This is a genomic window from Larkinella bovis (assembly GCF_042655385.1).
GTDB lineage: Bacteria > Bacteroidota > Bacteroidia > Cytophagales > Spirosomataceae > Larkinella > Larkinella bovis.
The window spans coordinates 105,896-118,790 of the sequence record NZ_JBHSMA010000002.1 but is presented as its reverse complement, the minus strand read 5'-3'; the positions used below and the strand labels follow the sequence as shown (position 1 = coordinate 118,790).

Below are 12,895 nucleotides of genomic sequence, written 5' to 3'. Positions count from 1 at the left end.
AGTAATAACCATCCAACTAGTCGAATAGATTCGGTATGCACGTTAAAATCTGCTGCATCAGCAGCGTCGAAGAAGCCCGCCTGGCGGTCGAAGCCGGCGCATCGGCACTGGGTTTAGTCGGGAAAATGCCCAGCGGCCCGGGCGTCATTGGCGACGAACTCATCCGCACCATTGCGCAAACCGTTCCGCCCCCGGTCGCCACGTTTCTGCTGACGAGCGAACCCACCGCCGAAGCCATCATCGAGCACCACCGTCGGGCGTATACCAATACCCTCCAGTTGGTCGATGCCTTGCCGGAAGGGAGTTACCGGCTTCTACGGACGGCCTTGCCGGGCATCAAACTGGTGCAGGTCATTCATGTTCTGGACGAACTGAGCATCGACGAAGCGCTGGCGTCGGCGGAAGAAGTGGACGCATTGCTGCTCGATTCGGGCAATCCGAAACTGGCGGTGAAGGAACTGGGCGGCACCGGCCGACGACACGACTGGGCGCTCAGCCGGCGGATTGTGGAACAGAGCCGGGTACCGGTTTTTCTGGCCGGGGGACTAAAACCGGAAAACGTTCGGGAAGCCATTGAAACCGTACAGCCGTTCGGCCTGGATGTTTGCAGCGGGGTTCGAACCGACGGCCAACTGGACCCCAAAAAGCTCGAAGCGTTTCTGTCCAACACCCGCGAAACTTAGTCAGCGTCGGGACCCAATGGCGTCAACTTGATCATAACGCGGGCTATTTAACAGACTAACGCACTGGCAAACAAAAACCCCGGCCCAATCGGGCCGGGGTTTCTTTCTACGCGTGACTAATCTTACGCTACGGCAATTTGTTTGGGTTCAACCACCGGTTTTTCAACTTTCGGCAGATCCACTTTCAGGATACCGTCGGTATAGGCGGCCTGAATTTGTTCACTATTGATGTTCTTCGGTAACCGGAAGCTCCGCTCGAAGGAATTGAAGCTAAACTCTTTCCGGGTAAAGTTTTCCGTTTTTTCTTCACTGGCTTGTTCCAGCTTGGCCGAGATTGTCAATTGGCTGTTATTCAAGCTAATCTCAAAATTTTCTTTCTTCAGACCCGGTGCTGCCAGTTCAAGATGATAGGCGGTTTCGTCTTCTTTGATGTTAACCGCAGGCAGAGCGGTTTTGGCCGGAGCGTTGAAGTGGCGGTTGAATTCGCGCGATACCAGGTGATCAAAGAAAGACGGTAATTGGTTGTATTGGACTAAAGTTCTCATGGCTGTATGTTGATTATGTTTTTAATTTCTTGGTTACACTCCCTTTTAGTCAACTTATGTACCAAACCCAAAAACCCTTCCAATGCGGCCATTTTGTCACAAAAAATCAAAATAATCTGAATTAATAAGACATTTTGTCACTACAATAATTTTGTTTTGTCAGACAGCGACATATCACCGATAGCGCCTTTAGTAGTAATAAATACCCTATTCCTTACAACCATCTGATTATCAGAATTTTAATTGGTTGTACATCTATAAAAACCTGTTAATCGAAAAGAAAAATGATAACTATCCTATCGATCAGGGCATAACAAAAAAAATTTAATGTAACCAGAAGTTGAAGCATAGGCAATCAAGGCTTATTTTTAGCATTTCCAATGCCTTCCTTTCAACCGTAATTTTACTTATGTTTACTTATTACCGTCCTCTTTCCTTCCTCTTATGCGTCCTTTTGAGTACAACCGGTTTGTGGGCGCAACAAACCGCGGCCAGTTTTTTTGAAGCGGGTATCACCAAAAGCAAATCGGGGGATTTTATGGGTGCGTTGCAGGCTTTTAGTATGGCCATTGGAGCCAATCCTGAAAATGCCCCTAGTTATTACAACCGGGGGTTGGCCAAAGCCAATTTGAAGGATCACCGGGGGGCCATTCTGGATTATGACCGGGCCATTGAACTGAACGCAAAAGACGCACTCGCGTACCTGAGCCGGGGCGTCAGCAAAAGCAAACAGGACGACCACCGGGCCGCCCTGATGGACTTCAGCCGGGCGATTGAGCTGGCTCCTGACGACGCCCAGGCGTATTATTTCCGGGGTGTCAGTCGGAGCAGACTGGAACAATACCGGGGTGCGTTGCAGGATTTTTCCAAGACGATTGAAATCGATCCCAACCACATTCAGGCGCTGTATGCCCGGGGCATCACCAAACAGAAACTAGACGATTTTGCGGGGAGCCTGGCCGATTTCGCCAAAGTGATCGAACTGAATCCCAAACGGGCCCAGGCGTATGCGGGCCGGGGCGCGTCGCTGGTCCAGCTGGCCCAATACCAGAAAGCCATCGACGATCTGAATAAAGCCCTTGAACTGGCCCCCGAAGACGGCGAATCGTTTTATAACCGGGGATTTGCCAAGAGTAAACTGGAAGATTACAAAGGGTCGATGAGCGATTACGACCGCGCTATCGCCCTGGAAGCCAGCCATTACCGGGCATTTTACGGGCGAGGCTTCAGCCGGGGAAAAATCGGAGATCAGCGCGGAGCCATTCTGGACTATACTACCGCCATTGAGATCAACAACGACAACCTTACCGAAACCAAGGTAGTTTATAATGGAAAGATTACCCGAAACGTTCTCGACGGTTTGCGCAATGCCGTCCAGCAACGAAATGTGATTGCTCCCCTCTCGAACGACCGCTCGGAAGCCTTTTTCAACCGGGCCATCAGCAAGAGCAAAGTCAATGACATCAAGGGAGCTACGGCCGATCTGAACAAAGCCATCGAACTGAACCCGACGTATTCCGAAGCCTACTTTACGCGCGGTCTGCTTCGATCGCAGCAGGGCGACCAGAAAGGAGCCATTCTGGACTGCAACAGTGCGCTGCAACTCGATCCGAAGTATGCCGAAGTATACTATGTTCGCGGCCTGATCCGCCACAGCCTCGGTGACGAAAACGGCGGCTGCCTCGACCTCAGCAAATCCGGCGAACTTGGCTACACCCCGTCCTACAAAGCGATCAGCGACTACTGTAATTGAGTGAAGAGTGAAGAGTTATGAGTTGGCTTCGCCGTTACCCGTCAACTGGCAGAGCCCACTCTTAACTCTTCATTCAAACCGCAGGTGTTTGACGGATTCGCCGGAGGTGGCCAGTTCGCGCAGTGAGTCGATGCCAATCTGGAGGTGTTTTTCGACGAACAGGCCCGTAACGCGCTTATCGCTTTCTTCGGTTTTGACGCCTTCCGGTACCATCGGGTTATCCGAAACCAGCAATAGCGCACCGTGCGGAATGGCGTTGGCAAAACCGACGGTAAAAATGGTGGCGGTTTCCATGTCAATAGCCATCGCCCGGATTTCCCGCAGGTACTCCTTAAAGACTTCGTCGTGCTCCCAAATGCGCCGGTTGGTCGTATAAACCGTACCGGTCCAGTAATCCATCTCGTGCTTTTTGATCATGGACGAAACCGCCCGTTGCAGCCGGAACGAGGGCAGGGCCGGGATTTCGGGGCGCATATAGTCGTTGCTGGTGCCGTCGCCCCGGATGGCGGCAATGGGTAGAATCAGGTCACCCACCAGTGTTTTTTTCAGACCACCGCATTTCCCCAGAAACAACACGGCTTTGGGGTTTACCGCCGTCAGCAGATCCATCACCGTGGCGGCCATGGCGCTGCCCATTCCGAAGTTGATGATCGTGATGTTGTCGGCGGTGGCGGTTTGCATGGCCCGGCCCAACCCGTAGATCTTCGTATTGAAATTTTCGGCAAACCGCTCGACATAATTGATGAAATTCGTCAGCAGAATATACTCCCCAAATTCCTCAATGGGGGTGCCGGTATACCGGGGGAGCCAATTCTGAACAATCTCGTCTTTCGTTTTCATCGAAATAAAGGAAAAGCGATTAAAGCCACTAGCGGGGAAAGATCGTCCGGAACAATTCCTTTCTTTTGCGCTTTAATCCGTATTTTTGAACAATGGAGTCGTTAAACCTACCGGTTTTTGATTACAATATGAAGCACATCGAAGGGAAACCGCATATTTTCGATGTGCTCCGGAAGAAGTTTGTGCTGATCACGCCGGAAGAATGGGTTCGCCAACACGTTGTCCATTTGCTCCTGAATCACTATGGGTATCCGAAAGCCCTGATCCGAAACGAGGGGGGACTCAAGCTGAATCAGCTTCGGAAACGAACCGACATTCTGGTGTTCGACCGGTTGGGAAAACCGTATTTACTGGTTGAATGCAAAGCGCCCCAGGTGGCCGTTACCCAGCAGGTTTTCGACCAGATTGCCCGCTACAACCACGTGCACCAGGCCCCTTACCTGGTGGTCACCAACGGCTTGACGCACTTCTGCTGCTGCGTCAACCACCAGCTCAATACCGTTGATTTTCTGGACGACCTACCGCGTTTTGCGCCCTAAAACAAGTTAACCCACCACCGGTCCGGGCCGTTTAAAAGACAATACTACCCGCCGGCTGTTTGTTGATGACGCTGCGATCGCCTGAATAATAAAACTGGTGGAACCAGTACGTGCCTTTGGGCATCTTATCCCGGTCCAGTTCAACTTCCACCCGATAGCCTTTCCGGCACGTTTCCCGGTTTTTCAGAAAGTTCCGAACCCCCGTCGGGGAAACAATGGACCAGAGCATAAACGTATCCTTTTCCGACGCCATGACCACGGAATAGCCTTCATCAATCCCGTGGATCGGGGCAGCCTGCTCATTCACCAGTTTAATCTGAACCAGTTTTTTATCCCCGCTCTTCTCAACGAGTTCCACGGGTTGAGCTTTCGGAAAAAAGTCATCACGCCACTGTTTATGCTGAAAAGCCTGGCTTATTCTTGAGGGAGGAAGCCGGTAGGGGAAGGCACTTTTTTCGGTTTTCTCAAAAAAACCATTGAAGTAGTTCTCATAAAAAGCACTGGGCTGATACATAATCCATTTATGATTCCGATGCCAATTAAATAAAGCCGCATCGAGCATATTGTGGTGATTGATTATTTTATGGAACGACACAACTTCCCAGACGCCCCAGAATACCAGGCCCAGCGCAAAGCACGCGGCCAATATAATTTCTTTGTATTTATAGGAAGGTATCAAGAGAGCAACGGTACTAATTGCATTACTAATGGCGATGACAGCGTATAAATAATACCGGCTTTTAAAAGCAATTATATCGCCGTTCATATTCGTTCGTCCGACAACCAGGGTGGCTACGGTCAGGAAGATAAAGGCCGAAGCACCGAGAATCGATAAACTATTCCTCTCCCTGGTTTTGACCGATTTTACAAACAGGGCAATAAATACGAACGTAATGAGTATTCCCAAATAAATAGCAGGGTATTTTAACGAGAAAGGCAAGTCGTTATCATCCAGAAATGTTTCGTATCCTTTGGTCCGAATAGCGCTCCCTAAACCGGCAAAAAAACCGATTATTTCTTTGCCATAATTCGCCAGTATCTTTTCCAGCGCCTGGTTGGACGGCGTTCCATCGAGCGATAACCGATAGAAATATCCTCCTATGGCCAGAATAGCGGCAATTAACCAATAAACAAGCGGCTTTATCCGCCGTTGTATTACCAGGATAAGAAAACCGGTGGGCCAGATCAGCATACCATTCCCAGCGGAAAAGGTCGTCAGGATACCGACAAAAATGGATACAGGAAAGAAAAAAGTGCGCCATCCGGAAGGCCCTGAATGGTCGTGGTTAGCCAGAAGAAAAACCGTTAAAAAGGCCAAAGAAATCACAATTAAATGCTGCATGGCAGCCATTGGCCACAAGAAAGGCTGATAGGGCGAAAAAGAGAGTAAAAAACAGAGTATGGGCACCAACCAAAGGATGGACAAATTCCTTCGTTTTAAAATAGTATAGTAAAAAAAAGAAATACTTACCCACATTAAGCCCGCAATAGTCGATAAAACAGGCAACGGAATATCGCCCGAAAGCTGGTAAATAAAGGCACTGATTACGCTTAAGCTCAATAAGCGGTGCTCAACCATTCGATTATTAAAAATGATCGATATTTTTTCGGATAATGTAGGGGCCTGATCGTAATTAAACAGAAAATGAAAGATGGTCGGCAGGTCATCGCCGAATGGAATATTTGGGGTATAATAATATTGCTTAACCAGAAAATAGATACCGAATACGACGCAAATAATTTTTATTGCCGGGGTCAGTATAGGATGATCGGGAAAAAGAGCGATACGGTTTTTCGGCGGGACTTTACTACTTTCCATTCAGGCAATACAATTTACGACAGCAGATAAGGAGAAGAAAACAGGACCTTGGCAAAGTTAAGAGAGAATGCCTAAAAAACCGGCGTCGGGATCTAACCTGGCGCGTTATTGTTCCCTGGTCTTGCCCAATCGGATGTGAATACCCTATTTACGCCACACCAGACTACGTGACAATTCACTCATCCAACCTGATTCACAACCGCACACGACATAATGCCCTTCAGTGGCAAACACAAAAAACCGCCCCCTGAGCGTCAGGGGGCGGTTCGTTACGGAAGGTACGGTTTACGGCTTATTTGGATTTCACCGAAGACGAAGCGTTGTCGGCCGAAGCAACGATGTTCATGTCAACCGTAAAATCGTCGTAAATAACTTTGTCACCCAGGTTATCGAAGAACGATTTCGAACCATAGCGGATGTCAAACTTAGCCCGGTTGATGGTCGCTTTTCCGCTGGCGGTCAGGGTGTTGCCCGAAAGCGTATAGGTTACCGGAAACGTAACGGCGTTCGTAATGCCTTTGATCGTCAGATCACCGGTTACATCTGCCGTGTTGCCGCTATTCGTTTTTACTTTCGTAATCTTGAAAGTCGCGACCGGGTGCTTGGCGACCGAGAAGAAATCATCCGATTTCAGGTGGTTGATCAGCTTATCGTGGTACTCCTTGTTGTCTTTCAGGTCAGTGCTGGTCATGGTACGAAGGTCGATCGAAACCACCCCACCCGTCAATTTGCCACCATTCGCCGTTAAATAGCCTTTTTCGGCTTTCACCGGGCCGGAGTGTTCGCCCGTTACTTTCTTGCCGTTCCAGGTCAATACGCTTTTTTCGGTATCGATTGTATACGTCGTGGCTTTGGCGACATTTTTCTTGGCGTTGTTACCAGTGCCAGGCGTTCCCTTGGCGACGACCGGGTTGCTAATAGCCACTGCCAGGGCTATAAATCCTACTAAAATTTGCTTGTACATGAGATTAAATTAAATTTAGGGTAAACAATTGGTTGGTTGTGATTAACTTATTGATTCAAAAAGTTCCTATTCCGATGAGCCGCGGAGCTTATCCAGCAGGTAATTCAGTTGGTCGGCTTCGGCTTCCGAAAGGTTATGAAACCGCTTCTCCCACTGGTTCTGGTGCTGGTCCATGGTTTTCAACAGGTCCAGACCTTTTTCCGTGATAATGACGTCGACGGCGCGACGGTCGTTGGGGCATTCGGTCCGCTGGGCCAATTCTTTCAACAGCAATTTATCGACCAAACGCGACGCATTCGACATTTTATCCAGCATCCGCTCGGTGATATCGGCCACTTTCACCGGATTGGGGTATTGCCCGCGCAATATCCGGAGCACGTTATACTGCTGAATGGTTAGCCCGTAGGGCTTCAATAGCTGCATCTGTTCGTCACAGATCCACCCGTTGGTATACATCAGGTTGACCGTCATTCGATGATAGGGCGACCTGAAGGAGGCTGTTTGTTTTATGTCATTTTCGATTGGCATTGTCATGGGTGCTAATTGGAAAAGGACTTTCCGGTTCGGACGCAAAATAACTATTAAACCCTGAATTCCAGTTTCCTGTTAACGTTGCAAATATAATGTCTTTACATTTAATGTAACAACATCATATACGAAAAAAGTTTCAGCGGAATGGAATTATTTCGGGTGCCGATGTATCGAAGTCACGGAAACGGGCCGTCGGCACCCCCTCGAAAGCCGGCCGAATGGGGGCCGCATTGCCCGGAATGTTCGGATACCAGGCCACCCGAATCTGAAAACTATTGAAGGTGAGATTTTCGTTCCGGAGCCGGAAAGCAAAGCCGTATCCCTGATACAAAGGCCCCTGAAACAGGCGTTTCGTCTGATAACTAACCAGGCCGAGGTTGGCGAAGGTGACAATGGCCACCCGAAAACCGACAATATTCAAGCGGGAAAAGAGAATGTTTTCGATGTTTGTCAGCAACAGTTTGGTGCCGCGCATATTGTCGTTGTTGATACCCAGCCGGTCGCGGCCGCTCAGCGTCAGGTATTCGTTATTGAACCGCTGGGCACCCATGGTGTACCGGAAATTGATAAAATGCCGCCAGCTCCCCCAGTTGGTGGTCCGCAAGGGGGTAAAATAGCTCGATTCCAGCGCCAGAACGCCCTGTTCAAGATCATTGTGTTTACGAAAAAAACCGCCAATATTCACCGCCCCGTACAGATACCCCATCGACTCGAGGTAATGCGCCTTGGAATACTTGAAACCGAGGTACTTACGCTGGCCGAGTTCGGCGTTGTCGTAGCCCATGACAATCGAAGCCAGACTCCCGAACGGTACGTCTTCTGTTCGGCCAAAACCGTAAATTAAGACATCCCGCACATACCGGCGTCGCGACAAACCGATGCTGAACAGGATGGCATTGGTGTTCTGGAACAGTTGATTGGTATCGGCCCGGACTTCCGGTCGATTCGTAAAGCCCAGGCGCGTATACCGGGCCGCCACGACCAGCCGCGTGCGGTCGTCGCCCTCGCCCAGAAAACTGAAGAAGGGCTTGAAGGAATATCCGGCCCAGACGTCGCTGTAATTGTAGTTGAGTTTGGTGATCTGAACGCTGTCTTCCGAAAAAATCAGGTATCGTGGAAACCGGTTGTGGCTCAATTCGATCGAACCGGCCCAGCGAGTGTCCGGCGTCAGAAACGGTCGGTAAAACCGGAGGGCGTACTGCTTCAGATCCCGCGTGTCGATCACGTCGGCCTGCCCCGTAAAGAACGTTTTTCCAATATACGGAATCACGTAGCGCCCCCGGTACGCCAGTTTCTGGAAAGGGTCATCGGCGTTGTAATACACCTGATTACTGAACGTATGGGCCAGTCCCCGGAAGTTCCGCTGGTCGAGCCGCAGGTCAAACCGGTTCAGGCCGCCCACGCTGCCCGATGGGATTAGCGACCAGACATCCTGCGTAATGACGTAGACATCGACAAACCCCCGACTTTGGGCGTGCGGTACCACAATGATTCGGGCATCGTGAAAAACGTTCGAGTTCCGCAGCAGCCGCTCGTTGTCGCGCAGGGTATCCGGACTCACCCGGTCGCCCTCTTCAAACAACAGGAACGATCGCCGGATCACGCCCTCACGCGTGTCGACGTGGAGCCGGTTGGCAAACCGCTCGAGCCAGCTTCGGGGCTGTCGCAACGTATCGTAGACACTGGGGCCCAGCACTTCCAGCCGCCGGATGTAAATGTTGCTGATAATCCGCCCCCGGTAGGCAGCAAACGGATTAACCTCTATCTCGTTGACATCCCCGGTTTTCAGGCGGCTGTTGTACATGTCGTGAAACAGCAGACGGTGCAACTCGCGCGTAATCCGGCGTTTGGCCATCTTTGTTTTCAGCTTTGTATACAAGATGCTGTCGCGGACGGCCAGCGCGCTATCACGGGTTACCTTAGCCAGCGAATCGGAAAGGGTGGTTGAATCGGTTCTTGCGTTCGGAACCGGAATCCTGATTTCCTGCGCCCAAACCACCGAAACCGTCAGCAACAGCCAAAAAACCGTCAGTCCGCCCCGCTTTTGGAAGGGTAGCATACCAAAACGAATCTGCTGACGACCGACTTCTTTCACCCCGCTACACTTCTTTTTTCATCCAGTAATCCCGCTGCCGTTCACCACCAAACTGAAAATAGTGCCAGCCACATTTCTCGAAACCCAGTTGATCGTAAAAACCGATGGCGCGGGCATTTCGCTCCCATACGCCCAACCACACGGTTTTGTACCCCTCCGACCGGGCCTGCTGCAGGCAGTTTTCCATCAAGTGCCGGCCCAATCCTTTTCCAATGTGCTCCTCCGAAACATATAAACGCTGAATTTCAAGGGCATGTTGGCCTTTTAACTGACGCGGGGGCCGGTTTCGGGTCAATTTGGCATACCCCACCAACGCCTGATTCGTATCCATCATGACCAGAAACGTCGCCTTCGGATCGTTCAACTCTTGCTGCGTCTGCTCCAAAGAAAACGTTTCGGTGATGTACGCTTCCACCAGTTCAGCCGGATTGTGCGGGGGACCGAAGGCTTGCCGCATCGTACGAATCGCCAGTTCGGTCAGCGCCGGGACGTCGTCCAGCGTAGCGGTCCGAATTGGAAAAGATGTTTTCAAGACGGTTTAGTTAGTAAGTTTGCAGGTAGAAGATGCGATTCCCGCATTACCCGTTTAAAGGTTACGAAAAATATTTCAATTATCCATGCAACTGACCCGCCCGCTTGTGCTGGCTTCCAATTCGCCCCGGCGACAACAATTGCTGCGTGAAATGGGCTACACGTTCCGCGTTGACGTCCGGCCCACCGACGAAGCCTTTCCGGCGGATATGCCCGTTGCCGAGGTTCCGGCGTTTCTGGCCCGGCAAAAAGCCGATCAGTTTCGTTCGGATCTGGGCGATCAGCTGGTGCTGTGTGCCGATACGATTGTGGTGGTCGATTCCGATATTCTGAACAAACCCGCCAACGCCGGCGAGGCCGTGCAGATGCTCCGGCGGTTATCAGGCCGCACCCACCAGGTGATGACGGGCGTTTGTCTGTTAACTGCCGAAGAAACCGTTTCGTTTACGGATGTCGTCACGGTTTTTTTCAACCCGCTGGACGATTCCGTTATCCAATGGTATGTCGACCAGTACCGACCGTTCGATAAAGCCGGTGCGTACGGGGTGCAGGAACCCATCGGCATGATCGGTATCCAGCGCATCGAAGGGTCGTTCTACACCGTCATGGGTCTCCCCGTCCACCTTGTTTACCAGTCACTTAGGAATTATGAGTTAAAAGTGATGAGTTAAGAGTTGGCTAACGCAACGCTATAACTCATCACTTTTAACTCATAACTTTTAACTCTCTTATGTTTTCCCATATTGATCCGAAAGGTAATCCGGCGATGGTGGATGTTGGCGACAAGGTCGTCACCCGGCGGGTGGCCCGCGCCCGGAGCATCGTGGTGCTGACCGATGAAATCATGCAGCACCTTCAGGGCGAAGATATTCAGACGAAAAAAGGGCCGGTTTTCCAGACCGCCATCCTGGCGGGCACAATGGCCGCCAAACGCACCTCCGATCTGATTCCGCTCTGCCACCCGCTCGGTCTGGATAGCTGTAAATTCTCGATCACGACCAACGGCAACGAGGTGATCATCGAGTGTACCACTGCGCTCGAAGCCAAAACCGGCGTTGAAATGGAGGCTCTGGTGGGTGCATCCGTCGCGGCCCTGACCGTTTACGACATGTGCAAGGCGTTTTCGCACGAGATTGTGATCAAAGAAACCCGGTTACTGGACAAAACAGGCGGCAAGCATGACTTCCACCAAACCGCCTGAATCCACCCCACCCCTGCTGGGCCTGGTGCTGGCTGGTGGGCGCAGCACCCGCATGGGCGTTGACAAAAGCACGATCAATTACCACGGAAAACCGCAGTTCGAGTATGTATACGATCTGCTGGCGACCTACTGCGACGAGGTTTTTCTTTCCGTCAATGCCGAACAGGCCGTTCGACTGGCCGGAAGCCGGTTTACGCAGATCGAAGATGATGCCGCGGTGGCCGGGCCATTAGTCGGGATTCTGACAGCTTTTCAAAACCGATCCGCCGATCACGCCTGGCTGGCGGTGGTGTGTGACCTGCCGCTGTTGTCGGAACAATCCATCCGAAAACTGGTTTCGAACCGGAAGCCCGACAAGCTGGCGACGGTTTTCCGGGACAGCGACCACCAGTTTCCGGACCCCTCGGTCTGCATCTGGGAACCGGCGGCCTATCCGGCTATTCTGCGGGCCATCGAGGAAGGAAAACCGTATCCCCGAACCATTCTGATGCAGCACGAGATTGAGTTACTGGTCATCGACGATGTGCGGGAATTGACCAACGCCAATACGCCCGACGATGTCATAACGGTCCAGAAAAGGCTAAAACCGGGTCAAACCAACCCAGACAAACGTAAAAGGAATTAGGACTTATGAGTGATGAGTTGGTTGACACCCGCTAGTGCGATGAAGCCCCGTGCCCCATCATCACTCTTCACTCATAACTCTTCACTCAGAACTCTTCACGCCCTATGTCTTCTCACCATATTGTACGCGATAAACAGGAACCGGCTTTGCTGATTGCCAACGGCGAAAGCTGCGACCCCGAACTGCTGGGCCAACTGCTCGAATGGAATCCGTTCGTGGTGGTGCTGGACAATGCCATCTGGCGGGTGTTGAACCTGGAAATCAAGGTGGACGCCCTGCTCGGCGACTTCGATAACCAGCCGGATTTTGAGCTAGTGCGTGAGCGGCAGTATCCGATTGAGATCATCCACACGCCGGATCAGAACAAAACCGACCTCGATAAAGGCATCGAGTTTCTGATTGAACGCGGTTTTCCGGCGGTCAACATTGTGTGGGCGACGGGCCGCCGGGCCGACCATGCTATTACCAACATGACCGATATTGTCCGGTACAAAGACCGGATCAAGATTGTCGTCATCGACGATCATTCGAAGATCGTTCCGCTGACCGGTTCGTTTGAAAAATGGTACGCCAAAGGAACGATCATTTCCCTCATTCCGGTTGGCGTGGTGGACGGCATCGTGACGGAAGGATTGAAATACAACCTGAACGACGAAACCCTGACGCTGGGCTACCGCACCGGCAGCAGCAACGAAGCCGCCGAAGACGGTTTTGTCAAAATCCGGTACCGGACCGGCGATCTGCTCCTGATGGAATGCTGGGACTGAGC

The 12,895-nt window shown here is 51.4% G+C and carries 14 protein-coding genes; 7 read left to right on the top strand and 7 right to left on the bottom strand.

Features of this window, described 5'->3' with window-relative positions:
• The first annotated feature begins 35 nt into the window (after nucleotides 1–35).
• Nucleotides 36–683: a phosphoribosylanthranilate isomerase gene (locus ACFPMF_RS07865; protein WP_379842855.1), complete on the top strand. Its 648-nt coding sequence runs from the start codon at nucleotides 36–38 to the stop codon at nucleotides 681–683.
• A gap of 122 nt (nucleotides 684–805) precedes the next feature.
• On the opposite strand, the gene ACFPMF_RS07860 is transcribed toward ACFPMF_RS07865, so the two are convergent.
• Nucleotides 806–1,228: an Hsp20/alpha crystallin family protein gene (locus ACFPMF_RS07860; protein WP_379842854.1), complete on the bottom strand. Its 423-nt coding sequence runs from the start codon at nucleotides 1,226–1,228 to the stop codon at nucleotides 806–808.
• A gap of 409 nt (nucleotides 1,229–1,637) precedes the next feature.
• On the opposite strand from ACFPMF_RS07860, the gene ACFPMF_RS07855 reads away from it, so the two are divergent.
• Nucleotides 1,638–2,981: a tetratricopeptide repeat protein gene (locus ACFPMF_RS07855; RefSeq protein ID WP_379842853.1), complete on the top strand. Its 1,344-nt coding sequence runs from the start codon at nucleotides 1,638–1,640 to the stop codon at nucleotides 2,979–2,981.
• Nucleotides 2,982–3,050: 69 nt separating this feature from the next.
• Here the strand turns inward: ACFPMF_RS07855 and ACFPMF_RS07850 are convergent, their stop codons facing one another.
• On the bottom strand, nucleotides 3,051–3,821 hold the full coding sequence (locus ACFPMF_RS07850; RefSeq protein WP_379842852.1) for an AMP nucleosidase: 771 nt from the start codon (nucleotides 3,819–3,821) through the stop codon (nucleotides 3,051–3,053).
• A 92-nt stretch (nucleotides 3,822–3,913) separates the two neighbouring features.
• On the opposite strand from ACFPMF_RS07850, the gene ACFPMF_RS07845 reads away from it, so the two are divergent.
• Nucleotides 3,914–4,360, top strand: a complete 447-nt coding sequence (locus ACFPMF_RS07845; protein ID WP_379842851.1) for a type I restriction enzyme HsdR N-terminal domain-containing protein — start codon at nucleotides 3,914–3,916, stop codon at nucleotides 4,358–4,360.
• 31 nt (nucleotides 4,361–4,391) lie between these two features.
• Here the strand turns inward: ACFPMF_RS07845 and ACFPMF_RS07840 are convergent, their stop codons facing one another.
• The 5 genes from ACFPMF_RS07840 to ACFPMF_RS07820 all read right to left on the bottom strand — a co-directional run bounded on the left by ACFPMF_RS07840 (nucleotide 4,392) and on the right by ACFPMF_RS07820 (nucleotide 10,301).
• Nucleotides 4,392–6,179: a hypothetical protein gene (locus ACFPMF_RS07840; RefSeq protein WP_379842850.1), complete on the bottom strand. Its 1,788-nt coding sequence runs from the start codon at nucleotides 6,177–6,179 to the stop codon at nucleotides 4,392–4,394.
• Nucleotides 6,180–6,471: 292 nt separating this feature from the next.
• The gene (locus ACFPMF_RS07835) at nucleotides 6,472–7,143 is read right to left on the bottom strand and encodes a YceI family protein (RefSeq protein WP_379842849.1); all 672 of its coding nucleotides are present in this window, start codon (nucleotides 7,141–7,143) and stop codon (nucleotides 6,472–6,474) included.
• Nucleotides 7,144–7,209: 66 nt separating this feature from the next.
• A complete protein-coding gene (locus ACFPMF_RS07830; protein ID WP_379844546.1) occupies nucleotides 7,210–7,671 on the bottom strand; it encodes a MarR family winged helix-turn-helix transcriptional regulator in 462 nt (153 codons plus the stop codon).
• A gap of 139 nt (nucleotides 7,672–7,810) precedes the next feature.
• Nucleotides 7,811–9,733, bottom strand: coding sequence for a BamA/TamA family outer membrane protein (locus ACFPMF_RS07825; RefSeq protein WP_379842848.1), 1,923 nt, complete (start codon nucleotides 9,731–9,733; stop codon nucleotides 7,811–7,813).
• A 40-nt stretch (nucleotides 9,734–9,773) separates the two neighbouring features.
• Entirely contained in the window at nucleotides 9,774–10,301 is a 528-nt protein-coding gene (locus ACFPMF_RS07820; RefSeq protein ID WP_379842847.1) for a GNAT family N-acetyltransferase, read from the bottom strand.
• Between the two features lie 85 nt (nucleotides 10,302–10,386).
• Between ACFPMF_RS07820 and ACFPMF_RS07815 the strand changes: the two genes are divergently transcribed.
• The 4 genes from ACFPMF_RS07815 to ACFPMF_RS07800 all read left to right on the top strand — a co-directional run bounded on the left by ACFPMF_RS07815 (nucleotide 10,387) and on the right by ACFPMF_RS07800 (nucleotide 12,893).
• Nucleotides 10,387–10,971 carry a Maf family nucleotide pyrophosphatase gene (locus ACFPMF_RS07815; RefSeq protein WP_379842846.1) on the top strand — a complete coding sequence of 195 codons (585 nt, stop codon included), beginning with the start codon at nucleotides 10,387–10,389 and terminating at the stop codon, nucleotides 10,969–10,971.
• Nucleotides 10,972–11,030: 59 nt separating this feature from the next.
• Nucleotides 11,031–11,501: a cyclic pyranopterin monophosphate synthase MoaC gene (moaC, locus tag ACFPMF_RS07810; protein WP_379842845.1), complete on the top strand. Its 471-nt coding sequence runs from the start codon at nucleotides 11,031–11,033 to the stop codon at nucleotides 11,499–11,501.
• On the top strand, nucleotides 11,479–12,126 hold the full coding sequence (mobA, locus tag ACFPMF_RS07805; protein ID WP_379842844.1) for a molybdenum cofactor guanylyltransferase: 648 nt from the start codon (nucleotides 11,479–11,481) through the stop codon (nucleotides 12,124–12,126). Before moaC ends, mobA begins: the two co-directional genes overlap by 23 nt.
• A gap of 104 nt (nucleotides 12,127–12,230) precedes the next feature.
• Nucleotides 12,231–12,893: a thiamine diphosphokinase gene (locus tag ACFPMF_RS07800; RefSeq protein WP_379842843.1), complete on the top strand. Its 663-nt coding sequence runs from the start codon at nucleotides 12,231–12,233 to the stop codon at nucleotides 12,891–12,893.
• Nucleotides 12,894–12,895: the final 2 nt, after the last annotated feature.